Origin of the sequence: Pseudomonas sp. NPDC090203, assembly GCF_044746765.1 — a bacterium.
GTDB classification, from domain to species: Bacteria; Pseudomonadota; Gammaproteobacteria; order Pseudomonadales; family Pseudomonadaceae; genus Aquipseudomonas; species Aquipseudomonas putida_AD.
On the sequence record NZ_JBIVCV010000021.1, the window covers coordinates 39140 to 61110 of the forward strand.

At 62.1% G+C, this 21971-nt stretch carries 20 protein-coding genes; 11 read left to right on the top strand and 9 right to left on the bottom strand.

Annotated elements, in window-relative coordinates:
* Nucleotides 1-174: 174 nt before the first annotated feature.
* Nucleotides 175-1461 (top strand): MFS transporter, encoded by a 1287-nt coding sequence (locus ACIPO9_RS26540; RefSeq protein WP_400610912.1) that lies wholly within the window; start codon nucleotides 175-177, stop codon nucleotides 1459-1461.
* A gap of 101 nt (nucleotides 1462-1562) precedes the next feature.
* Here the strand turns inward: ACIPO9_RS26540 and araD1 are convergent, their stop codons facing one another.
* The 5 genes from araD1 to ACIPO9_RS26565 form a co-directional block, all read right to left on the bottom strand.
* Nucleotides 1563-2558, bottom strand: a complete 996-nt coding sequence (gene araD1 / locus ACIPO9_RS26545; protein WP_400784319.1) for an AraD1 family protein — start codon at nucleotides 2556-2558, stop codon at nucleotides 1563-1565.
* 131 nt (nucleotides 2559-2689) lie between these two features.
* The gene (locus ACIPO9_RS26550) at nucleotides 2690-3865 is read right to left on the bottom strand and encodes an L-rhamnonate dehydratase (protein ID WP_074756263.1); all 1176 of its coding nucleotides are present in this window, start codon (nucleotides 3863-3865) and stop codon (nucleotides 2690-2692) included.
* A 385-nt stretch (nucleotides 3866-4250) separates the two neighbouring features.
* On the bottom strand, nucleotides 4251-5255 hold the full coding sequence (locus ACIPO9_RS26555; protein WP_400784321.1) for a 4-hydroxythreonine-4-phosphate dehydrogenase PdxA: 1005 nt from the start codon (nucleotides 5253-5255) through the stop codon (nucleotides 4251-4253).
* Nucleotides 5252-6211: an amidohydrolase family protein gene (locus ACIPO9_RS26560; RefSeq protein WP_400784323.1), complete on the bottom strand. Its 960-nt coding sequence runs from the start codon at nucleotides 6209-6211 to the stop codon at nucleotides 5252-5254. Before ACIPO9_RS26560 ends, ACIPO9_RS26555 begins: the two co-directional genes overlap by 4 nt.
* On the bottom strand, nucleotides 6204-7553 hold the full coding sequence (locus ACIPO9_RS26565; protein ID WP_400784324.1) for an MFS transporter: 1350 nt from the start codon (nucleotides 7551-7553) through the stop codon (nucleotides 6204-6206). The genes ACIPO9_RS26560 and ACIPO9_RS26565 overlap by 8 nt, the downstream gene beginning before the upstream one ends.
* A 588-nt stretch (nucleotides 7554-8141) precedes the next feature.
* Here ACIPO9_RS26565 and ACIPO9_RS26570 point away from each other — a divergent pair.
* The 8 genes from ACIPO9_RS26570 (at nucleotide 8142) to ACIPO9_RS26605 (ending at nucleotide 15770) form a co-directional block, all read left to right on the top strand.
* A complete protein-coding gene (locus tag ACIPO9_RS26570; protein WP_400784325.1) occupies nucleotides 8142-9158 on the top strand; it encodes a Bug family tripartite tricarboxylate transporter substrate binding protein in 1017 nt (338 codons plus the stop codon).
* A gap of 64 nt (nucleotides 9159-9222) precedes the next feature.
* Entirely contained in the window at nucleotides 9223-9756 is a 534-nt protein-coding gene (locus ACIPO9_RS26575) for a tripartite tricarboxylate transporter TctB family protein (RefSeq protein WP_400784327.1), read from the top strand.
* Nucleotides 9753-11279, top strand: a complete 1527-nt coding sequence (locus ACIPO9_RS26580) for a tripartite tricarboxylate transporter permease (RefSeq protein ID WP_274136050.1) — start codon at nucleotides 9753-9755, stop codon at nucleotides 11277-11279. The genes ACIPO9_RS26575 and ACIPO9_RS26580 overlap by 4 nt, the downstream gene beginning before the upstream one ends.
* A 71-nt stretch (nucleotides 11280-11350) precedes the next feature.
* Nucleotides 11351-12289: a LysR family transcriptional regulator gene (locus ACIPO9_RS26585; RefSeq protein ID WP_274136052.1), complete on the top strand. Its 939-nt coding sequence runs from the start codon at nucleotides 11351-11353 to the stop codon at nucleotides 12287-12289.
* 118 nt (nucleotides 12290-12407) lie between these two features.
* A complete protein-coding gene (locus ACIPO9_RS26590; RefSeq protein ID WP_400784329.1) occupies nucleotides 12408-13379 on the top strand; it encodes a hypothetical protein in 972 nt (323 codons plus the stop codon).
* On the top strand, nucleotides 13379-13741 hold the full coding sequence (locus tag ACIPO9_RS26595) for a hypothetical protein (protein ID WP_400784330.1): 363 nt from the start codon (nucleotides 13379-13381) through the stop codon (nucleotides 13739-13741). Before ACIPO9_RS26590 ends, ACIPO9_RS26595 begins: the two co-directional genes overlap by 1 nt.
* Nucleotides 13742-13888: 147 nt before the next feature.
* Entirely contained in the window at nucleotides 13889-14776 is an 888-nt protein-coding gene (locus ACIPO9_RS26600) for a neutral zinc metallopeptidase (RefSeq protein WP_400784331.1), read from the top strand.
* Nucleotides 14777-14780: 4 nt separating this feature from the next.
* On the top strand, nucleotides 14781-15770 hold the full coding sequence (locus ACIPO9_RS26605) for an alpha/beta hydrolase (RefSeq protein ID WP_400784332.1): 990 nt from the start codon (nucleotides 14781-14783) through the stop codon (nucleotides 15768-15770).
* Between the two features lie 187 nt (nucleotides 15771-15957).
* Here the strand turns inward: ACIPO9_RS26605 and ACIPO9_RS26610 are convergent, their stop codons facing one another.
* The 3 genes from ACIPO9_RS26610 to ACIPO9_RS26620 all read right to left on the bottom strand — a co-directional run bounded on the left by ACIPO9_RS26610 (nucleotide 15958) and on the right by ACIPO9_RS26620 (nucleotide 18069).
* Nucleotides 15958-16551 carry an HAD family hydrolase gene (locus tag ACIPO9_RS26610; protein ID WP_400784333.1) on the bottom strand — a complete coding sequence of 198 codons (594 nt, stop codon included), beginning with the start codon at nucleotides 16549-16551 and terminating at the stop codon, nucleotides 15958-15960.
* Entirely contained in the window at nucleotides 16548-17417 is an 870-nt protein-coding gene (gene tesB, locus ACIPO9_RS26615; RefSeq protein ID WP_400610938.1) for an acyl-CoA thioesterase II, read from the bottom strand. Before tesB ends, ACIPO9_RS26610 begins: the two co-directional genes overlap by 4 nt.
* An 88-nt stretch (nucleotides 17418-17505) precedes the next feature.
* Nucleotides 17506-18069 carry a GNAT family N-acetyltransferase gene (locus tag ACIPO9_RS26620; protein WP_274136066.1) on the bottom strand — a complete coding sequence of 188 codons (564 nt, stop codon included), beginning with the start codon at nucleotides 18067-18069 and terminating at the stop codon, nucleotides 17506-17508.
* Between the two features lie 126 nt (nucleotides 18070-18195).
* Here ACIPO9_RS26620 and ACIPO9_RS26625 point away from each other — a divergent pair, with 126 nt between their 5' ends.
* Both ACIPO9_RS26625 and ACIPO9_RS26630 read left to right on the top strand, forming a co-directional pair.
* Nucleotides 18196-19113, top strand: a complete 918-nt coding sequence (locus tag ACIPO9_RS26625) for a histone deacetylase (RefSeq protein ID WP_400784335.1) — start codon at nucleotides 18196-18198, stop codon at nucleotides 19111-19113.
* Nucleotides 19114-19405: 292 nt separating this feature from the next.
* Complete coding sequence (locus ACIPO9_RS26630; RefSeq protein WP_400784336.1) at nucleotides 19406-20641, top strand: TIGR03862 family flavoprotein; 1236 nt, start codon at nucleotides 19406-19408, stop codon at nucleotides 20639-20641.
* Here ACIPO9_RS26630 and ACIPO9_RS26635 read toward each other — a convergent pair.
* The gene (locus ACIPO9_RS26635) at nucleotides 20631-21803 is read right to left on the bottom strand and encodes an acyltransferase family protein (protein ID WP_400784337.1); all 1173 of its coding nucleotides are present in this window, start codon (nucleotides 21801-21803) and stop codon (nucleotides 20631-20633) included. The genes ACIPO9_RS26630 and ACIPO9_RS26635 overlap by 11 nt on opposite strands.
* Between the last annotated feature and the right edge of the window lie 168 nt (nucleotides 21804-21971).

Genomic DNA, 21971 nt, shown 5'->3' on the forward strand with positions numbered 1-21971 from the left:
ATTGCGGTGTGTCAGGTACAGAGATTTCGTCTGGCACGACGCCATCGCGGGCAAGCGCGCTCCCACAAGAGCATATTGCACCCCGCGACCTTAAAATTTCTGACAGTAAGCGGCATATACCTGCTTACCGGTGTATAACAGTCGGCCGTCTCTCGCTTCGATGGATGTCCTGCCTTGAGTTCCGAAACGCCTGCCTCTGCGACCGCTTCCGAAAGCGCGCTCAAACTTCCCGGCTTCTTCGCTTTTTTGACGGCACGCCTGGCGGCCGTTTTCGCCATGCAGATCCAAGCGGTGGTCGTGGCCTGGCAGGTCTACGACATGACCCGCAGCCCGATCTCGCTGGCGTATGTGGGCCTGGCGCAATTCATCCCGATGCTGTTGCTGTTGATGCCGGCCGGCGATCTGATCGACCGCTACGACCGCAAGCTGATCCTGAGCATCAGCTGGATCGTGCAGGCCCTGTGCAGTCTGATGCTGATGCTGTTCTCGGTGACCCATCACCAGGACACCCGCCTGATTTACGCCACCCTGGCCCTGTTCGGTTGCGCCCGGGCCTTTACCGGTCCCGCGCTGCAAAGCCTGTTGCCTCAGGTGGTTCCACGGGAAAAACTGGCCTCGGCGATTGCCACCAACAGCATGATCATGCGCATTGCGACCATCGCAGGCCCCTTGGTCGGCGGCGGACTTTACGCACTGGGCGGCGGAGGCCTGACCTATACCGTCTGCATGTGCAGTTTCATTGCGGGCGTGTTGCTGCTGACGCGGGTTCCAGTGCTCTTCGCGGGCAAGAAACAGATTCTTGAATCCACGGCCTGGAAACGCTTCACCGCCGGCATCGCCTTCATCCGCTCGCGGCCAATCATTCTGGGGACCATTTCCCTGGATCTGTTCGCCGTATTGCTGGGCGGCGTGGTGGCACTGCTGCCGATCTACGCCCACGAAGTGCTGCATCTGGGGCCGCAAGGCTTGGGCGCCCTGCGCAGTGCGATGAGCCTGGGCGAAGTGAGCACCGGCCTTTACCTGGCAGCGCGGCCATTCGACCGCCATGTGGGCCTGGTGATGTTCATCGCGGTGGCGGTGTTTGGCCTGGCGAACCTGGTGTTCGCGCTGTCGACGCTGTTCTGGCTGTCGTTGCTGGCGCTGATGATCGCGGGCGCCGCTGACATGGTCAGCGTCTACATTCGCTCGACCCTAGTGCAGTTCTCGACACCCGATGAGATGCGCGGCCGGGTCAACGCCGTGAACATGCTGTTCATCGGCTCATCCAACGAGCTGGGCGAGTTCCGCGCCGGCAGCAGCGCGGCCCTGTTCGGCGCAGTTCCCGCCGCTGTGATTGGCGGGCTCTGCACCCTGGGCGTGGTGGGCACCTGGATGGTCGGGTTCAAGACCCTGCGCCAGGTGAACCACTTCGCCGAGGCGTCACCCGACTCAGTCACTGCCATGGCGGCTAAAGCCGCATAACCCTGTAGGAGCGCGCTTGGTCTGGGCCGCATCCGGACGACTGCGGTGTGTCAGTTGAGCGGTCTTGTCCGGACACACCGCCGTCGCGGGCAAGCGCGCTCCTACAAGGGTCTGATCTGGCCTATTGCGACCGGCCGGGTGCCCTCGCCAATACCGTTCTCCAGCGGCGCCCCGAATTCATCGAGGCTGATCTGGAAACGATCCCCCGGCTGGGTCTTCACGCCATCGGCGAACGACAGGGTCGCGGTGCCGAAGTAGTGAATGTGCACATCGCCCGGACGCAGGAACTGCGCGTACTTGAAGTGGTGGTATTCGAGGTTGGCCAGGCTGTGGCACATGTTGTCCTCGCCACTCAAGAATTCCTTCTCCCAGATCACTTCACCATCGCGCTTGATGCGGCTCATGCCGGACAGGTGACGCGGTAACTCACCGATACGCAGTTCAGGGCCGTAAGCGCAGTAGCGCAGCTTGGAGTGGGCCAGGTACAGGTAGTTGCGGCGTTCCATGACGTGGTCGGAGAACTCGTTGCCCAGCGCGTAGCCCAGGCGATAGGGCTGGCCGTCGTCACCGATGACGTAGAGGCCGGTCAGCTCGGGTTCTTCTCCGGCGTCTTCAGCGAACCCCGGAACCGGAAAGTCAGCGCCCGGCCGCACCACGATGCTGCCGTCACCCTTGTAGAACCACTCCGGCTGCGCACCGACCTGGCCCTGCGCCGGTTTGCCGCCCTCGATACCCCATTTGAAAATCTTCATGGTGTCGGTCATGCCGGCTTCGACCTGACCGTCATGCTGGTGCATCTTGTCCCGGGCCGAGGCGCTGCCCAAGTGGGTCAGGCCGGTGCCGCTGATGAGGCAGTGGGCAGGGTCTTGGTGATCCAGCGGTGGCAGGACCTGGCCGTTTTGCAGCAGGCCTGCGTAGTCAGGGCCTGGCTCGGTGCCGCGCTGGCTGACTTCTGCCTGGAGGTTGTGCTTGCCGCGAATGGCCGCCAGCGCCAGTTCGCGGGTGCTGGTGGTGTCGCGTACGACGTGGACCTGGGCACCTTCGACGACGCCGACCTGGCGTTGTCCGGTGCTGTTTTCGAATTGGATCAGGCGCATTGAGGAGTCTCCTGGGAAATGACCCTGTAGGAGCGCGCTTGCCCGCGACCGCGGTGTGTCAGTTGACAGGTCTTGTACAGACACAACGCAGTCGCGGGCAAGCGCGCTCCTACAGCGGGAACTGGCGGGGGTTACTCGATGATGTTGAACTCGCTCAGGTACTCATCCGAGATTTCCAGGCCCAGGCCCGGCTTGTTGTCGTCCAGCTGGATGTAGCCGTTGACCGGCGCAGGCTCGCCCTTGAACACGTAGTAGAACAGCTCGTTGCCGACCTCGACGTCGAACACCGGGAAGAACTCGGCCATCGGCGAGGCGGTGGTGGACATGGTCAGGTGGTAGTTGTGCATCTGGCCAGCGTGGGGGATCACCGGCACCGACCAGGCTTCGGCCATGGCGTTGATCTTGCGCGCAGCGGTGATGCCGCCCACGCGGTTGGTGTCGTACTGGATCACGTCGACGGCGCGGCGTTCGAGCATATCCTTGAAGCCGTATGAGGTGAACTCGTGCTCGCCGCCGGAGATCGGCATGATGCCCATCTTCTTCAGCTCGATGTAGCCTTCCAGATCGTCCGCGATCACCGGTTCTTCCAGCCAGCGCGGCTCGAACTCGGCGAGTTTGGGCAGCATGCGGCGGGCGTATTCCAGGGTCCAGCCCATGTAGCATTCGAGCATGATGTCCACATCGGGACCCGCCAGTTCACGCAGCGCACGCACCTGTTCGATGTTGCGACGCATGCCTGCCGGGCCGTCTTTGGGGCCGTAGCCGAAGCGCATCTTCATCGCCGTGAAGCCCTGGCTCAGGTAGCCCTGGGCTTCTTCGAGGAACAGGTCCAGGTTGTCGTTGGCGTACAGCTTGGAGGCGTAAGTCCAGATCTTCTCCTTGGTACGGCCACCCAGCAGTTTGAACACCGGCTTGTTCACCGCCTTGCCCATGATGTCCCAGATGGCGATGTCGATGGCCGAGATGGCCGCCATGCCGATGCCCTTACGACCCCAGGCGTGGCTCTGGCGGTACATTTTCTGCCAGATGTATTCGTTGTCGAACGGGTCTTCGCCGATGGCGATGGGAGCCAGGTAGGTGTCGATGATTTCCTTGGCCACCCGCGGCGCCAAGGCGCAGTTGCCGATACCGACGATGCCGTTGTCCGTCTCGACTTCCACCACCAGCCAACCGTGGAAACGGAAGGAGCCCATGGCATCGCCGCGCTCGAAGAGGATGTCGCTGGCGTTGGTGCAGAAGTGCGCCTGCGGTGGGACGACCTTGCCTTTCCATTCGAATACGCGGGTACGGATTGCCTTGATTTTCATGAGAGCGGTTCCTTTCAACCGGTGGCACGCTGGCCTTTTTGTAGTTGTCGTTCGATGCGGCAAGCGCTGCGCCGCGGGTCGATGGGGAGAATTTAGCGACAGGCCAGGCGGGTCGGCTAATCACTTATGCGTATCCAGTGATAGCCGCAGGTGATCGCTGCAAATCAAGATTGCTCAATAGAGTTATAGGAGCGAGTGCCTTCCCCGTAGCAGCACGGCTTGCCGGCGGGGGCGATCTTGAGGGCGCTCCCGCCGGCAAGCCGTGCTGCTACGGGTATGCTGGCGTCTGGTCAGGCAACCCCAACCGACCAGGCACAAAAAAGCCGCAAGGCGCTCGAAAGCACCTCGCGGCAAACGTGGTTTTTCATGAGAAAGGGCTAACCCCTCAAACGTTGCTCTGCCCCATCCGGCAGGCAATCTCGAACGCCTGACGAATCGCCCCGACGTTGGCCTTGCCCTGCCCTGCGATATCGAACGCAGTGCCGTGGGCAGGCGTGGTGATCGGGATCGGCAGGCCGCCCTGCACCGTGACGCCACGGGAGAAACCCATCAGTTTTATCGCGATCTGCCCCTGGTCGTGGTACATCGTCACCACCGCGTCAAACGCGCTGGCATCGCCCTGCACTTTCAGGAAAATCGTGTCGCCCGGATACGGCCCATCGGCGTTCATCCCCTGAGCCTGCGCGGTTTTCACCGCAGGGCCGATGGTGTCCAGCTCCTCGCGACCGAACGAGCCGTTGTCGCCGTTGTGCGGATTCAAGCCGCACACACCGATGCGAGGCGCCTTCAGGCCGTTGCGCTTGAGGGCAGTGTCGATCAGGCGGATCGCCTCGATCACCCGCTCCTGGGTCAGCATGCCGGGCACGGCCGAGAGCGCGACGTGGGAGGTCACGCGGGACGTCCACAACCGGTCCAGCACGTTGAACTCACAGAACGGCCCGTCGAAGCCCAGCAACTCGGCAAACCAGTGCAGCTCGTCGTTGTGAGCCATGCCGGCCATGTGCAGCGAGGTCTTGTTCAATGGCCCGAACAGCACCGCGTTAGTCGTCTTGGCGGCGGTCAGGTCAAGGGCGATTTTCAGCGTATCCAGACAGTAACGTCCACCGTTGGCGCTGGCTTCACTGCGTGGAAACTCCCCCACGGCATCGCCGCGATAGTTGTAGAACAGCGGCGTGTCATCGCGAAAATCCAGCCCGTCCAGCGAGTCGATCTGCCGGTAGGGAAACGACAGCCCGGCGATGTCCATGCCCCGGCGCATTTCGCTCTCGTCGGCGATCAACAGGACCTGGGCCTGGCTGCGTACATTTTCATCGCTGAGTAAGCGTGCGATCAGTTCCGGACCGATGCCTGCGGGGTCGCCGAGCACCATCGCGATTCGGGTTTTGTTCATGCCTGACTCCTCAACTGTTCTTGCCACGGGCTCGCCACGGCAGACGGCGCACAACGGTAGATACGCTGTGCGTTGCTGTAGAAAAGACGCTCCTGATCAGCGTGCGGCAGATCACGAACGATGTGTTTGAAACCGCTGTAGATGTCGTCGAACGAGCCGCACAGGCTGTCGACCGGAAAGTTGCTGGCGAACATCGCCCGCTCGCTGCCGAACATGGCGATGATTTCGCGCACGATCCAGCGGTTGTCCTGGCTGCTCCAGCGTTTGCCCTTGACGCCAAGACCGGAAATCTTCACCGCTACGTTGGGCTGCTCGGCCAGCCGTGCCATTGCCCCGTGCCAGCCGGCCAGGCCTTCGGCGCTGCGATCCGACGGCAGGCCGGCGTGGTTGAGAATCAGCGTGGTCTCTGGAAAGTCCCGCGCCAGGAGTTCGGCTTCGGGCAGGTTCCACCAGGGCGTCTGCAGGTCGAAACGCAGCCCCAGTTCGTGCAATGCCGCGTAGCTGCGTCGCCAGTGGTCATCGCTCATCAAGGTGCGTTGTTCACCCACCTGCTCCGGCGACTGCGGCCCGCCCGGCTTGTGCCGCACGCTGCGCACGCTGGGAAACAGCGCCTGCTCGGCCAACACCGCCAGCGCGTCCGGATGATCGAGCCAGGCCTGGGCCACCACGGCATTGGGCACGCCGTAGCGGGCGGCGATCTGCTCGATGAATCGAGTTTCGCCAATCGGGTCGCGGGGGTCCCATTCGGTCTCGACGTAGACGGTCTGCACCACGTTGTGGGGCGTTGCGTCAGCGAAATACTCCGGTGGCAGGTAGCGCCGCTTGATCGCCGAGTAATTCCCGTAGCGAAACGGGATGTTGGCGTCTTCGGCGAGCCAGGGATAGTAGTTGGCCTGCGGGTCCCAGAAGTGATGATGGGCGTCGATGATAGCCCCGTTGTAAAGCGCCTCAGACATTGCCCGCCTCCTGCTTGCCATCCAGGCTGATCAGCAGCGTGGCGAGGACGAACAGCGCCGCGCAGATCGCGAAGAACGCCAGCACAGCACCGAAGCCGCCGAAGTACTGCAGGATCACGCCCACCAGGATCGGCACGAAGATGCCACCGATACTGCCCGCCAGGTTCATCACACCGCCGATCAGGCCGACCCGAGCCGGTGCCGCGAGCAACGCCGGGAAGCTCCAGTACAGGCTGCCCCACATCAGGAAGAACGCGGTCATGGCCAGCAGCGCGACGGCAGCGATCGGGTCGCTCATTCGTGGCAACAGCAGCAGCGCGCAGAGGGCGATGACACCGGAGAACGTCAGCAGGCCCTTGACCGCGAGACCACGGCGCACGCCCTTGCGGATCAGCCCGTCGCAGAGGAAACCGCCAGTCAGCGAACCCAGGGAGCCACAGATGAAGATCACGAAGGTGGCGAAACCGATGCCCTTGATGTCGAAGCCCCGGGCCTGGGCCAGATAGCTCGGGCCCCAGGTCAGCAGACCGAAATAGACCATCGCCCAGGTCGAACGCCCCACCAGCAGGCCAGTCAGGGAACGGGCCGCGATGCCGAGCCCTTTGACCTTGGCCCGCGCGGCTTCGGCGGCCGGGGTATCGCGGCCGGCGTTGATCTTCTCAAGCTCGGCTGCGTTGACCTGTGGATGCACGGAGGGGTCGTCCCGCAGGTAGCGCCACGACACCCAACCCAGCACCAGCGTGGCGATACCGGCGATCACAAACGCCATGCGCCAAGAATCCAGCGAGACAATCAGGTATGCGATGATCAGGCCGCCCAGCGCCACACCCAATGGGCTGCCGCTGTCCATCATCACTGCGCCGCGGCTGCGCTCGCTCGGCGCCAGCCACAGGGAAATCAGCTTGCCGCCCGACGGAAACAACGGCGCTTCGGCGGCGCCCAGAAACATCCGCGCAAACAACAGCGACGCACCGCCCGTGGCAAAACCGGCCAGCACCTGGAACGTTCCCCACAGCCCGGTGGACCAGGTAATCACCCGGCGCGGCCCGAAGCGATCGATCATCCAGCCGCCGGGGATCTGCAACAGGGCATAGGCCCAGAAAAAGCTACTGAGAATCAGGCCCTGCATGGCCGGGGAGAGTGTGAATTCCTTGGCGATGGTCGGCATGGCGATGGACAGCGAAACCCGGTCGATCAGGTTGACCATGGTCAGCACGAAGATAATGGCGAAGATACGCCAGCGCACCGTGCTGGCCCGGGCCGAACTGGCCACGGTGGAAACAGGAGGAGCAAAGGAGTCGCCCGTTGCGGACAAGGGCACATCGGCGCTGCTGCGAGCCATGGGTGCGTACCTCGATTTGTTGTTCTTATTGTCGACGCACTTCTGCGAACGCGCCGGTCTTGGCAGCCACTATCGAGGCGCAAGCGATAACCGTCTAATCAAAACTGGAAATACGGTGATAGCTGGAGGATATAGCGCGACGTGTCGGGTTGGGTGTGTTTTCGGGTATCTCTGCGCGGCTGAAACCTGATCGCGAGCAAGCTCAGGGTAGCGGCGCCCTGTAGGAGCGCGCTTGCCCGCGATGACGCCGGTACAGCCGCCACATCTCCATCGCCTCACACATCCTGTCGCGGGCAAGGCGCTCCTACAATCATCCCCACCTTTCGGCGCCTGCACCCCGTAACAGCCACCACGCCCTGTAGGAGCGCGCTTGCCCGCGATGACGCCGGTACAGCCGCCACATCTCCATCGTCTGACATGCCCCGTCGCGGGCAAGCGCGCTCCTACATGGCTGTGAATGACCTATAACCCCAGGCTATCGGTGTATCTGATGTTTTGACTAGACGCGACATAGCAACTTTCACACACTCGGTCCATGGTCGATCACGATGACGGCCGCTCATAACAAATACAAAAAAGAGGATCATCATGCGAACCGCATCCTTCCGACGCGCGTCCCGTTTGCTGCTCGGCTGCACACTGATGTGCGCCACGGCACTTCCCACCCTCGCTCTGGCAGCATGGCAACCTGACAAGAATGTCGAGATCGTCGTGGCCGGTGGCCCAGGCGGCGGCACCGACCAGTTGGGGCGGCTGATTCAGTCGATCATCAGCACGCATAAGTTACTGGATGTAAACACGGTGGTGCTGAACAAGGGCGGCGGCAACGGTGCCGAAGCCTTCCTCGACATGAAAGTCTCCAAGGGCGACGCCGACAAACTGGTGATCGCCACCAACAACATCTACCTGCTGCCGCTGGTCTCCAAACTCGGTTACGAATGGCAGGAACTGACACCTGTAGCAGCTGTGGCCGAAGACGACTTCATCCTCTGGACCTACAAGGATGCGCCATGGAAAGACGCCAAGGGCTTCGTCGAAGCGGTCAAGGCTGACCCGTCGAAACTGCGCATGGGCGGCAGTCAGTCCAAGGATGTCGACCAGACCCTGACCCTGCTGCTGAACCAGACCAACAGCACCAAGCTGACCTACATCCCGTTCAAGAGCGGCAGCGAGACCGCCACCCAACTGGCCGGCAAGCACATCGCCGCCAACGTCAACAACCCCGCCGAAAGCATCAGCCAGTGGCGCGGCGATCAAGTGCAGCCGCTGTGCGTCTTCAGCCAGGAGCGCATGGGCTACACCGACAAGGTCGCCGGGGATAAATCCTGGGCCGACGTACCGACCTGCCACGAGGCCGGCCTTGGCATCGATCAATACCGCTTCCCGCGCACCATCTTCATGCCGGGCAATGTCACCGCAGAACAGCGGGCGTTCTACACCGAACTGATGCGCAAGGTTTCCGAGACGCCTGAATTCAAGGCCTACGTGAAACAGAACGCGCTGGTGCCGACCTTCCTCGAAGGTGAACAGTTGACGGCCTACATCGAGAAAGACACCGCCCGCGTCACACCGGTGTTCAAGGACGCTGGCTGGCTGCGCAACTGACCTGCCCTGTCACCGCCCGCCTCCTGCCGGAGCGCGGGCGGCCGTCATTCGCTGGAGGTGTCTGATGTCCAATTCTTCTCACTCAAGCTCCCTGGTCGGTACTCGCTGGGTCGAGCTGGGGCTTGCGTTGTTCACGCTGGTGATTGGCGTGGTGGTGATGTTCGGCAGTGTCGAGCAAGGCATCGGCTGGGGCGACGCCGGTCCCGAGCCTGGTTATTTCCCGTTCTACATCGGCCTGCTGCTGGCTTCGGCGAGCCTGGCCAATGGCGTGCTCACGCTGATTCGCTGGAAACCGCTAAGCGTCAGTTTCGTCAGCCGTGGTGAGTTCCGTCAGGTGCTGTCGGTGTTCATTCCCATCGCGCTGTTCGTCTGCGCCATGCCGCTCACCGGGATCTACCTCGCCTCAGCGGTGTTCATCGCCTGGTTCATGTGGCGCGACAAGACCCGCGCCAAGCCCTACGGCACGTGGAAGATCGGCGCGGTGTCAGTGGGCGCGGTGCTGGCCAGCTACCTGATCTTCGATCTGTGGTTTCGGGTGCCGCTGGATGCAGGCCCGCTGGGCGACCTGATCGGCTCTGTGTGGAGATCGCTGAAATGAGCGAGTTCGATTCCCTGCTGCAAGGCATGAACCTGATCCTCACGCCGGGCCACATCGGCCTGATGGTCGTTGGCGTGCTGCTGGGCATCCTGGTCGGCGTGTTGCCGGGCCTGGGCGCCCCCAACGGCGTGGCGCTGTTGCTGCCGCTGACGTTCACCATGTCGCCGGTGTCGGCGATCATCCTGCTGTCGTGCATGTACTGGGGGGCGCTGTTTGGCGGGTCGATCACCTCGATCCTGTTCAACATTCCCGGTGAGCCGTCGTCGGTGGCGACCACCTTCGACGGCTACCCCATGGCCCGCGATGGCCGTGCCGCCGAAGCCCTGACCGCGGCCTTCAGCTCGGCGCTGATCGGTGCGCTGGCCGGGGTGTTGCTGCTGACATTCCTTTCCACGCGGATCGCCGAATTCGCCATGACCTTCAGCTCGCCGGAGTTCTTCGCGGTGTACCTGCTGGCCTTCTGCACCTTCATTGGCATGAGCAAGAACCCGCCGCTGAAAACCGTGGTCGCGATGATGATCGGCTTCGCCATGGCCGCTGTGGGCATGGACACCGTTTCCGGCAACCTGCGCCTGACCTTCGATCAACCGGCACTGATGACCGGCATCAGCTTCGAAGTCGCGGTGATCGGCCTGTTCGGCATCGGTGAAATCCTCTGCACCGTCGAAGAGGGCCTGGTGTTCCGTGGCGAACATGCGCGCATCACGCCGATGGTGATCCTGCGCACCTGGGCCAAACTGCCGCGTTACTGGTTCACGATCCTGCGCAGCACCCTGGTCGGCTGCTGGATGGGCATAACGCCTGGCGGTCCGACTGCCGCCTCGTTCATGAGCTACAGCATCGCGCGCAAGTTCTCGAAAAACCGCGACAACTTTGGCAAGGGCGAAATCGAAGGCGTCATCGCCCCGGAAACCGCCGACCACGCCGCCGGCACCAGCGCCTTGCTGCCGATGCTGACCCTGGGCATCCCGGGTTCTGCGACCGCTGCGGTGATGCTCGGCGGGCTGATGATCTGGGGCCTGCACCCGGGGCCGACGCTGTTCGCCGAGCAACACGACTTCGTCTGGGGCCTGATCGCCAGCATGTACCTGGGCAACGTGGTCAGCCTGCTGGTTGTGCTGGCGACCGTGCCGCTGTTCGCCTCGATCCTGCGCATCCCGTTCTCGATCATCGCTCCGATCATCATCATGGTCTGCGCCATCGGCGCCTACTCGGTGCACAACTCGATGTTCGACGTCATGCTGATGCTGGGCTTCGGCGCACTGGGTTATCTGTTCAAGAAACTCGGCTACCCGATTGCCCCGCTGGTGCTGGCCGCCGTGCTGGGCGACAAGGCCGAGGATGCGTTTCGCCAGTCGATGCTGTTTTCCGATGGGCAACTGGGCATCTTCTGGTCCAATCCGCTGGTGGGCAGCCTGACCACCGCTGCGTTGGCGATGCTGTTCTGGCCCATCATCAGCGCTGGCATAAAAGCGGCCTTTGGCTGGCGCAATCGTCATGCAATCAAGGCCAAAACCCTGTGATGACACGCAATGCTGGCAATGCGCTGCAGTTCTTGGCAGGCTCGCCGCAGACTTTTGCGCGAGCCACTGCCATGACCCGAATTCCGGAAGCCAGCGTTATCCACAGCCGCCTGCGTTTGCGCCAGTTGCGGCTGATGCTGGCGCTGCAGGAGTTCGGCTCGCTGCGCCGGGCGGCCGACAACATCGGCATGACCCAGCCGGCGGCCACCAAGATGCTGCACGAAGCCGAGGATCTGCTGGGCGTTGAACTGTTCGAGCGCCTGCCCCGCGGCATGCGCCCGACGCCGTTCGGCGAAACCGTCATCTATTACGCGCGCATGGTGTTTGCCGAACTGAGCGGCATGCGCGAGGAATTGGTGGCGCTGGAATCCGGCAACCTGGGGCGCGTGGCGGTCGGCGCCATCCCAGCCCTGGCCTCCGGGCTACTGACCCGCACCATCGCCAACCTGAAAAAAAGCCACCCGCGCCTATCCATGAGCATTCAGGTCGACACCAGCGACGTGCTGGTCCAGGCCCTGCTGCAAGACCAGCTCGATGTGGTGCTGGGCCGCATCCCCGGCGGCGCACGTGCGGAAGAACTGTTGTTCGACAGCCTCGGCGAAGAAGCCCTGTGCGTGATCGCCGGCGCGCAGAACCCGCTGGTTCACGCCAAGGACCTGAGCTGGGCCGCCCTGCAAAACGAAACCTGGGTGCTACAACAACAACCCAGCCCCATGCGCGCGATCATCAACCAAGTATTCCACAACGCCCGCGTCGACATCCCCAACAGCATCGTCGAAACCACCTCGATCATGACACTGCTGTCACTGGTGCAACAGACCGACATGCTCGGCGTCACCCCGGTATCCGTGGTCGAAGACTACGCCGGACGCGACCTGCTGGCAGTCCTGCCCATCCACTTCGAAGCACGCCTGCCACCCTACGGACTGATTACCCGACGCCACCGGATTCAGTCCTCGGCAATGCAGGCGTTTATCCAGTCGGTGAAGGCTGAGCAGCCTGACTTGTAGGAACTTTGAGCCCTTTGAGTAGGGCTGTTCTGAATTTGCTCAAACTGCTCGCCTGTCCATCGTATCGCCTCGACTCTTTTCCTATCCTGCGGGCTTCCCATTTCTCAAGGACAGGAAAATGGCAGTCGCAGGCAAGCCGTACGTATTCATCAACGACCGATTCCAGAACTACCCCCTCATCAAGGCGCAGGTAGGTGGTGGCGCCAAGTTCGATCAGCTCAACGCCCACTTGCGCAACAACATGGTCATGCCCGGCCAGCTCATGGTGGTTGCCGACGAATCCACGCCACGCATCTCGCCCGAAGAAGCGGAGATGACCAAACTCGCCTATGGCACCTACCACTCGCTGTTCCGGAACGAAGTGGGGTCGGATCGCGAGATCATCACGAACTACGATCTTCTGCAGAAAATCCTGGGCTACAGCTCACTGGGCATCGGCGCCGCTACTGGCAGTTGGGAAAACCACCTCAAAGGCGTGGAGAAGACGCTGCAGGATATCCAGCAGTTGCATCAGCTCTCTCTCAAACGCGGCACGCCCATCGCAAGGCAGGAGTTCATCAACCAGCGGCGCGTGCTGTTCGCCAGGCTCGATGGCCAACTAGAGGGTATCGCTCGCTGGGGGACCGGGATGCATAACAAGGGGTCGATCAAGAAAATGCTCGGGATATCCACCAAGAGTTACCTGCATACGCGGGAGCTTCGGGGGTATACGGACCGTTTGAATCATATTGCCAAGGCTTCGAAATTGTTGAAGGCCGGGACGCCGATCGGCATTGCGTTGAACGCTTACTCGACGCATCTGGAGATTAAAGAGGCTTGCACCACGGGGCGGGAGGAGATGTGCAGGAAGGCGAAGTATGTTGAGGGGAGCAGGCTGGTAGGCGGAGTTGCAGGTGGCATGGTCGGGGGCAAAGCAGGTGCCTTAATCTTGATGCCACTCTGCTTGGTCGTGTTTGGCGTTGCAACTGCGGGAGTAGGTGTAATTGGTTGCGGCATAGCGGCAGCTGCCATCGGGGGATATGCAGGCGGCTGGGCGGGAGAAGAACTCGTAGGGACCTTGGGTGAAGTTATCTACGAGTGGAGGCCGTGATGCCGATACTACTCGTCCTGATTTTGATTTGGCTGTTTTCCACACTCATCAATCTCATCGTGATTATGCGGTTCACTTATAAACATATTGAAACCATCGAGCAGTACTTGACCGACTGCGACGGCATCGTCAATACCAGAAGTCTTTGGGGAGGAGGAGTGTGGGGCAGGCACATGCGGCTCAGCATGATATTCGCCGCCATGTATATGCCTGGGATCATGTTCCGCAGAGGCTACATCACTGAGAATGCACATTTGAACATTCCTCTCCACATCAGGCAGCGAATCTGGGCGATTAATATCTGGCTGCTAATCAACTGTACCTGCATGGCGGTGCTGTACTACTCGGTCAAAAGCCGCTGATCAGCCTCAGCATTCAGGGCATATTCGCCTTTCGAGAGCATGCCCTGAACCATTCCTCACCTCCCCCCCTCTTAACTCCCGGCTAACCAGACGGCCGGCCTCCCCCGCCGTCTACACTTCCTACACCACTAACCGAGGGTTCCTACCATGCTCTGGAAAAAAGGACGTCGCAGTGACAACGTCGTCGATGCGCGCGACGACACCGGGGGTGGGGGTGGGTTGCGCATTGGGGGCAAGGGGCTGGGGCTTGGCGGGATTGTGATCATTGTCGCCATTGGCCTGCTGACCGGTCAGGACCCGATGCAGATCCTGGGGCAGATCGCCGGGCAGATGGGCCAGCAGCAGACGTCGGCGGTCAATCCGCAGACGCGTCAGGCGCCGCCGGCCAACGATGAGCAGGCGGAGTTCGTGCGGGCGATTCTGGGGGACACCGAGGACACCTGGCGCCAGCTGTTCCAGGCAGGCGGGCGGCAGTACAAGGACCCGACGCTGATTCTGTTCCGTGGCCAGGTGCAGTCGGCCTGCGGTTATGCCACCTCGGCCAGTGGTCCGTTCTATTGCCCGGGGGATCAGCGGGTTTACCTGGACATGGCGTTCTTCCAGGAGATGAGCCAGCGTTTCAAGGCGGCCGGGGATTTTGCCCAGGCGTACGTGATTGCGCATGAAGTTGGCCATCATGTGCAGACCTTGCTCGGGGTTTCGGCTAAAGTTGACGCCGCCCGTCAGCGCGGCATGCGCATGGAGGGTGACAACGGCCTGCTGGTGCGCCAGGAGCTTCAGGCGGACTGCCTTGCCGGTGTTTGGGCCTATAACGCGCAAAAGCGTTTGAACTGGCTCGAACCCGGTGATATTGAAGAGGCGCTGAATGCGGCCAATGCCATCGGCGATGACCGTTTGCAGCAGCAAAGCCAGGGACGTGTAGTACCGGACTCGTTCACCCACGGGACGTCTGCCCAGCGCGTGCGCTGGTTCAAGGCAGGTTTTGCCCAGGGACAAATCAACCAATGCGATACATTCGCCGCCAAGAGCCTCTGATCACATGATGAAACCGCTTTCGATCCTGTTGTTGGGCACCCTGATGAGCGTAACCGCTCATGCTGCGGATCAGGCGGTCAAATCCATCAGCCCCGACCGGCTGCTGATCAACGGAACGTCCCAGGCCACCCTGGGGCTGAGCCAGAGCTGGGTGCGCCCGAGCCCGCAGATCCAGCGAGTGGTGATTGTGCTTCACGGGCGTTTGCGCAATGCCCAGACCTACCTGCGCAGCGTCGAGCGCGCGGCCAACCAGTCCAAGCAGCGGTCGAAAACCCTGCTGATTGCGCCGCAGTTCCTCGATGAGAAAGACATCACTGCTCACCATCTGCCGGAAACCGTCCTGCGCTGGCATCGCAATGACTGGATGGCAGGCGACAAGTCGCTGGGGGCCAAGCCTGTCAGCTCGTTCGTGGTCATCGACCATATTCTCAAGCGCCTCTCCGACAGCAAGCTGTTCCCCAACCTCAAGGAAGTCGTGATTGCCGGGCACTCCGGTGGCGCGCAGGTGGTGCAGCGCTACGCAATGATCGGCGGCAAGGAGGATGCGCTACTGAGGAAGGAAGGCATCAAGCTGCGGTATGTGATCGCCAACCCGTCTTCCTATGCGTACTTCGACGCGACCCGTCCGCTGCCGGTGACCACCGCCAGTTGCCCGGGCTTCGACACCTGGAAGTACGGCCTGAACAAGTTGCCACCTTATGCGGGCAAGGAAACGGCGGCCGAGCTTGAAGCGGCCTATGTGAAACGCGACGTCACCTACCTGTTGGGCGAGCAGGACACCGACCCGAATCATCCGGCACTGGACAAGGACTGCGGCGCCGAAGCGCAAGGGCCTTATCGCCTGGTGCGCGGGCACAACTTCTTCGATTACCTGACCAAGCGCCATCCCGAGGGCTTGAACCAGCGTGTGGTCGAGGTCAAAGGCGTGGGTCACAACGGCGACGCGATGTTCACCTCGCCCGAGGGGCAGGCGGCGTTGTTTAAAAGCAATTGACTGACGTCCTTGCGTAACAGCAAGGCTTGCTGGCGATAGCGATCTAGAGGACGCCCCCGCCGGCAAGCCGTGCTGCTACGGATCTGTGGAATGCCTCGACTTCACCGAGCGGCACAGACCCCGTAGCAGCACGGCTTGCCGGCGGGGCGATTCTGGCGTCACCACGACTGGCAAGCCGTGCGGCTAATCACGCACCAATCATCGCCTGCAACGCCGTGCAATCATCGGCATGCCAGTCGGTCAGTTCCGGCCAGGGGTTTTCGGGCAGGTTGACCAGCACGGTGTGCGTCCCCGCGGCTTTGCCGCAGGCCAGGTCGAACTGGTAATCACCGACCATCACCATCTTCGACGGCTCGACGTTCCAGGCCTGAGCGAGTTTGAGCAGCCCGCCTGGATCGGGCTTGGGCGGTGCTTCGTCGCGGCCCAGCACGTCATCGACGTGAAAACAGTCGGCAATCCCGATGGCCTTCAGCGTCACGTGGGCCAGCTCCCGGGCGTTGCGGGTCAGGATGCCCAGGCGATAGCCACGCCCGGCCAGCTCCTTGACCAGTTCCACGGCACCCGGCGCAGGCTTCGACGCCACTGCCAGTTCACGCTCATGTTCCAGCAACCACGCATGCTTGGCCGCCGCAACATCGGCGGGCAAGGCTGCCAGATGGCCGAGAATGTCGTCTTCCTGGGGAATGCCCAGCGCACGCTTGATGGCCGGGAAGTCATGCACGGCGATGGTCAGCGTGCCGTCCATGTCGAATACCCAGTGGCGCAGCTGCGAAAGGCTCATGCCCAGTCCTTGCGATGGCGAATCAACCCTTCCTGGCTGACCGAGGCTACGAGCGTACCTGCGCGGTTGTACACGCTGCCGCGAGAGAAGCCACGGGAATTGCCGGCCCAGGGACTGTCCATCGCGTAGAGCAACCAGTCATCGGCGCGCAGTTCACCGTGGAACCACAGCGAATGGTCGAGGCTGGCGATCTGCATGTCTTTCTGCCAGACCGTCTTGCCGTGAGGCAGCAGGGAGGTGGTCAGCAAATTGAAGTCCGAGGCGTAGGCGAGCATGTATTTGTGCAGCGCGGGGATGTCCGGCAACTCGCCATCGGCCCGGAACCACACGTATTTCACAGGATCGGTCGGCTTGGGGTTGTAGGGGTCGGACTCGGTCACCGGGCGAAACTCGATGGGTTTGGGGCACAGCAGCTTGTCTTTCATGTGCGCCGGAATCAGGTGCTCGCGCTGGCGCATCAGCTCCAGTTCCGAAGGCAGGTTTTCCGGACCGACCACTTGCGGCATCTGGCTCTGGTGCTCGAAGCCTTCTTCGTCGTATTGAAATGACGCGCTGCAGGTGAAGATCGGGTGCCCCTTCTGGATCGCCGTCACGCGCCGGGTGCTGAAGCTGCCGCCGTCGCGAACCCGGTCAACCTGGTAGACCACCGGCAGATGGGCGTCACCCGGGCGCAGGAAATAGCCGTGCAACGAATGCACATGGCGGGCGTCTTCGACGGTCTTGCTCGCCGCCGACAACGACTGGCCCAGCACTTGCCCGCCAAACAGCTGGCGAAAGCCCAGGTCCTGGCTGCGGCCACGGAAAAGGTTTTCTTCGATCGGTTCAAGGCTCAGCAGCGCTACCAGATCATCCAGCACATGGCTCATTCCCAGCTCCTCACACACAGTCGTCTCGCACGTATTCGTCACAGTCTGTGCGAAATGATACAGATGTTTGTAGCGCGATTCCCGCCAATCACAAGGTGGCGAGCCACTGCTGACGGTTGATGCGGTACAGCACATGCGGGCGCAACGGGTGCTCGGCGGGCAGGTTCGGATGCTCGAAATCGTCGCTCGGCTCATGACGCATGCCGATGGCCTGCATGACCTTTTGCGAAGGCAGGTTGCTGACCGCCGTAAAGGACACGATCTCGTCCAGCTCCACGTGCTCGAAACCGCAGCCGAGCACGGTCCAGGCCGCTTCGCTGGCGTAACCCAACCCCCAGTGCTCGCGGGCCAGGCGCCAGCCGATCTCCACCGCCGGGGTGAAGGATGCGTCGAAGCCCACCACGTTCAGCCCGGTGAAACCGATGAATTGGCCGGTGTCCTTGCGCTCCAGCGCCCAAAGGCCGAAACCGTATTCGGCGAAATGGCCACGAATGCGCCCGATCATCTTGGCGCTCTCCAGGCGGCTCATGGGTGCCGGAAAGTACCGCATGACCTGCGGATCGGCGCACATCGCCGCGAACGCCTGCAAATCGTCATCGCGCCACTGGCGCATCAGCAAGCGTGCGCTATTGAGCTCGAGTATCGGCTCCATTGAAACGTCTCCCCTGCCCCGCTTCCCGAATGGCTGTCAGTCCGACAGCCCACTTGTTGGGCAATTCCCTGTGCGCTCGCGGCCATAACTGGCAAGATTGCCTCTCGAATCCTGCACGTGCGCACCATGTCTCTTCCACTTATCTACCACGAAGACTACAGCCCCGAGTTTCCACCCGACCATCGTTTCCCGATGGACAAGTTCCGGCTGCTGCACGACCACCTTATCGACAGCGGCCTGACCACGGATGCTCAGTTGTTTCGTCCGCAGATCTGCCCGGAGGACATTCTTGCGCTGGCCCATGATCCGTCCTACATCCGTCGGTACATGGACGGAGACCTTTCCCGCGAGGACCAACGCCGCCTGGGCCTGCCCTGGAGCGAGGATCTGGCCCGACGTACGGTGCGCGCCGTCGGCGGCTCGCTGCTGACGGCCGAAAAGGCCCTGCAGCACGGCCTGGCCTGCCATCTGGCCGGTGGCACCCACCACGCTCATTACGACTACCCCGCCGGTTTCTGCATCTTCAACGACCTGGCGATCATCAGCCATTTCCTGCTGCAGAGCGGCCGGGTGCACCGGGTGCTGATCTTCGACTGCGACGTGCATCAAGGTGACGGCACGGCGCGGATTCTGGAACACACCGAAGACGCGATCACGGTCTCGCTGCACTGCGAAAAGAACTTCCCGGCGCGCAAGGCGCAAAGTGACTGGGACATCCCGCTGCCGATGGGCATGGGCGACGCCGATTACCTGAAGGTAGTCGACGACACGCTCAATTACCTGCTGCCGCTGTATCAACCTGACCTGGTGCTGTACGACGCAGGCGTCGACGTGCACAAGGACGATGCCCTGGGCTACCTGCAACTGACCGACAGCGGTGTGGCCCGCCGCGATGAAGCCGTGATGCGTCACTGCCTGGGGCGGGACATCCCGGTGATGGGCGTGATCGGCGGTGGATACAGCACGGATCGCGAGGCGCTGGCGCGTCGGCACGGGATTTTGCATCACAGCGCGCAGCGGGTGTGGGTCTCGGAAGGACTCTGAAACGATACACCCTGTAGGAGCGCGCTTGCCCGCGATCGCGGAGTATCAGCCAACATTTACGGCACAGGCAGATCGCGGTCGCGGGCAAGCGCGCTCCTACAGTATCGGTCAGTTACCCACATCCGCTGTGGAGCGGCCTGTGGATAACCTGAGTGCAAGGGTTCAGACCCCACACCGCGCAAGGCCTGGCGCACGCTGTACGTTTTTTGCTCAATAGTTTTCCACAGGTCGCTCGTTCGTCACGAGGCTCGGGTAGAATGCGCGCCCTACTTCATCGATCCGCAGCTTGCCCATGACTTCCAGTGCCGCCAACTCCGCAAAATCCGTCGCCATCATCGGGGGTGGGCCTGCGGGTTTGATGGCCGCCGAAGTGCTGAGCCAGGCCGGGTGCAAGGTCGATCTGTACGACGCCATGCCATCGGTTGGGCGCAAATTCCTGCTGGCCGGCGTCGGCGGCATGAACATCACCCACTCCGAGCCCTACCCGGCCTTTCTCTCGCGCTACGCCGAACGCGCACCGATGATCGCACCCCTACTGCGTGGCCTGGACGCCCAGGCGCTGTGCGAATGGATTCACGGGCTGGGCATCCAGACCTTCGTCGGCACCTCCGGCCGGGTTTTTCCTACCGACATGAAAGCCGCGCCGTTGCTGCGTGCCTGGCTCAAGCGCCTGCGCGACGCCGGCGTAGTTATCCACACCCGCCATCGCTGGCTGGGCTGGAATGCCGATGGCAGCCTGCGCATCGCCAACCCCGAAGGCGAATTGACGATCCAGCCGGATGCCACCTTGCTCGCGTTGGGCGGCGCCAGTTGGGCGCGGCTGGGCTCGGATGGCGCGTGGCTGCCGCTGCTGGAACAGCGCGGTGTGCAGATGGCGCCGTTGCAGGCGGCCAACTGTGGCTTCGAAGTGTCAGGCTGGAGTGATGTGCTCAAGGGCAAGTTTGCCGGGGCGCCGCTGAAGAACATCGCCATGGGGTTGCAGGGTCAGGAATTGCGCCTGGGCGAATGCGTGGTCACTGCCACCGGCATTGAAGGCAGCCTGGTCTACGCGCTGTCGGCGCAGATCCGCGAGGCGATCAACCAGCAGCGCGAGGCCACGGTCGAGATCGACCTGCTGCCCGGCAAGCGTCTGCAAGATATCCACAAGGCCCTGAGCAAACCCCGTGGCTCGCGCTCGATGTCCAGGCATCTGCACAGTCAGGTCGGGATCGACGGAGTCAAGGCGGCATTGCTGCGCGAACTGGCGCCAGCCGAGTCGTTCGCCGATCCGGCAGCGCTGGCCCAGGCGATCAAACACCTGCCGCTGACACTGATCCGCCCCCGCCCGCTGGACGAGGCGATCAGCACCGCCGGTGGCGTGACTTTCGAAGCGCTGGATGAGCAACTGATGCTCAGCGCCATGCCGGGGGTGTTCTGCGCCGGTGAGATGCTCGACTGGGAAGCCCCCACCGGCGGCTATCTGCTCACCGCCTGTTTTGCCAGTGGCCGCGCCGCCGGACTGGGCATGGCCGCCTGGCTCAATCGCTGACCGTCGCCCGAGTTCTCAAGCGGGTATCAGCCGGTTCGGCGGCGGGCCTGGACGCCGCAGGATTCGCCACCCGCTTGCCCAGCTCATAGCCCTTCATCTCGATGTATTTGTGCGCCAGCGCCGCAAGCCCCACCGCCAGCAGCGTCACACCCACGGCGAACAGGTTGTTGAAAAACACGGAGCCCGTGTCCATGAAGCGTTGCCCGTCGATCATCGGCGCCAGCGGTTGCCCGGTCACCTTCTGCGCGACGATGAAGATCGCCGAAAAGCAGAAGATCAAGGCTGCATGGGTCATGTAGATCGAATACGAAAGCTTGCCCAGCAGCACGAACACCCCGGTCTTGAGAAACGCCGAGACCAGCCCGCCCTCGAACGCGAACAACAGCACCAGCCCACAGAACGTCAGGCTGCCGATGGGCAGGCGGTGGTCGAAGTCATTCATGACAATCCACCAGGTGGCGTACATCACCGCGCACTCCAGCACGGTCATCAGCCAGGGCCTTGGGATGAACCGGTCGCGAATCAGCAGATAGCCCAGGTAGGTGACGTTACCGGCAAAGAAGCACGACAGCCCCTGCATTGCGCGCTCAACCAAGGGTTCATTGCCGGAGAAGATCAACACGAACGCCAGCACCGACACGCAGGCAAACATCAGGAAGCGATTGCGCAGGGACAACAGGCACAGCATGCCGAACAGCATGTAGAGGTAGAACTCGATGCTGATGGTCCAGGACGGATAGTTGAACGACATGGGTTCAGTGAACGGCGTCCAGGCCTGCACCAGGAACAGGTTCGGCAGGATTTCCCGAGGGTCGAACAACCCGGTGAAGGGCACGTTATTGAGATAGAAGCCTTTCTTGTAGGCCAGCCAGCGCAGCGTCTCGAACACCAGGAACACCCCGAGCATCACCAGGTGCAGCGGGTAGATGCGGAAAAACCTGGAAATGAAGAAGGACTTGAACGAGAGATTCGGCTTCATGCCATAGCTGTGGGCCAGGACAAACCCGCTGAGCACAAAGAAGAAGTTGAGCAGCACCTCATCTCGACGGAAAAACGGCAGCTCGACAAAAGTATCAACGACATGCAGATGGAAAAACACGACCAACACTGCGCATACCCCTCGAAAACTGTCGAGGGTGGTGAATCGCTGAACAGGTTCCATGACGCGGCTTCCGTACTGGTTCTAGTAATACGCCACCATTGGCGGAGGATTTAGCCAGTACACGATATGGGCTCGCGACCACGGTCGATAGTTGAAATATTTCATCTCTGGTACAGGCGGGGCGGGAAAGTTGACGCCAGCGTTTGACGGCGCCAGAAAGCTGTAACG

Excerpts from the sequence above, each read along its gene's own strand:
- araD1 (WP_400784319.1), bottom strand. The coding sequence starts at position 2,558 with ATGCGCCTGATCCAATTCGAAAACAGCACCGGACAACGCCAGGTCGGC.
- ACIPO9_RS26550 (WP_074756263.1), bottom strand. The coding sequence starts at position 3,865 with ATGAAAATCAAGGCAATCCGTACCCGCGTATTCGAATGGAAAGGCAAG.
- ACIPO9_RS26555 (WP_400784321.1), bottom strand. The coding sequence starts at position 5,255 with ATGAACAAAACCCGAATCGCGATGGTGCTCGGCGACCCCGCAGGCATC.
- ACIPO9_RS26560 (WP_400784323.1), bottom strand. The coding sequence starts at position 6,211 with ATGTCTGAGGCGCTTTACAACGGGGCTATCATCGACGCCCATCATCAC.
- ACIPO9_RS26565 (WP_400784324.1), bottom strand. The coding sequence starts at position 7,553 with ATGGCTCGCAGCAGCGCCGATGTGCCCTTGTCCGCAACGGGCGACTCC.
- ACIPO9_RS26570 (WP_400784325.1), top strand. The coding sequence starts at position 8,142 with ATGCGAACCGCATCCTTCCGACGCGCGTCCCGTTTGCTGCTCGGCTGC.
- ACIPO9_RS26575 (WP_400784327.1), top strand. The coding sequence starts at position 9,223 with ATGTCCAATTCTTCTCACTCAAGCTCCCTGGTCGGTACTCGCTGGGTC.
- ACIPO9_RS26580 (WP_274136050.1), top strand. The coding sequence starts at position 9,753 with ATGAGCGAGTTCGATTCCCTGCTGCAAGGCATGAACCTGATCCTCACG.
- ACIPO9_RS26585 (WP_274136052.1), top strand. The coding sequence starts at position 11,351 with ATGACCCGAATTCCGGAAGCCAGCGTTATCCACAGCCGCCTGCGTTTG.
- ACIPO9_RS26590 (WP_400784329.1), top strand. The coding sequence starts at position 12,408 with ATGGCAGTCGCAGGCAAGCCGTACGTATTCATCAACGACCGATTCCAG.
- ACIPO9_RS26595 (WP_400784330.1), top strand. The coding sequence starts at position 13,379 with ATGCCGATACTACTCGTCCTGATTTTGATTTGGCTGTTTTCCACACTC.
- ACIPO9_RS26600 (WP_400784331.1), top strand. The coding sequence starts at position 13,889 with ATGCTCTGGAAAAAAGGACGTCGCAGTGACAACGTCGTCGATGCGCGC.
- ACIPO9_RS26605 (WP_400784332.1), top strand. The coding sequence starts at position 14,781 with ATGATGAAACCGCTTTCGATCCTGTTGTTGGGCACCCTGATGAGCGTA.
- ACIPO9_RS26610 (WP_400784333.1), bottom strand. The coding sequence starts at position 16,551 with ATGAGCCTTTCGCAGCTGCGCCACTGGGTATTCGACATGGACGGCACG.
- tesB (WP_400610938.1), bottom strand. The coding sequence starts at position 17,417 with ATGAGCCATGTGCTGGATGATCTGGTAGCGCTGCTGAGCCTTGAACCG.
- ACIPO9_RS26620 (WP_274136066.1), bottom strand. The coding sequence starts at position 18,069 with ATGGAGCCGATACTCGAGCTCAATAGCGCACGCTTGCTGATGCGCCAG.
- ACIPO9_RS26625 (WP_400784335.1), top strand. The coding sequence starts at position 18,196 with ATGTCTCTTCCACTTATCTACCACGAAGACTACAGCCCCGAGTTTCCA.
- ACIPO9_RS26630 (WP_400784336.1), top strand. The coding sequence starts at position 19,406 with ATGACTTCCAGTGCCGCCAACTCCGCAAAATCCGTCGCCATCATCGGG.
- ACIPO9_RS26635 (WP_400784337.1), bottom strand. The coding sequence starts at position 21,803 with ATGGAACCTGTTCAGCGATTCACCACCCTCGACAGTTTTCGAGGGGTA.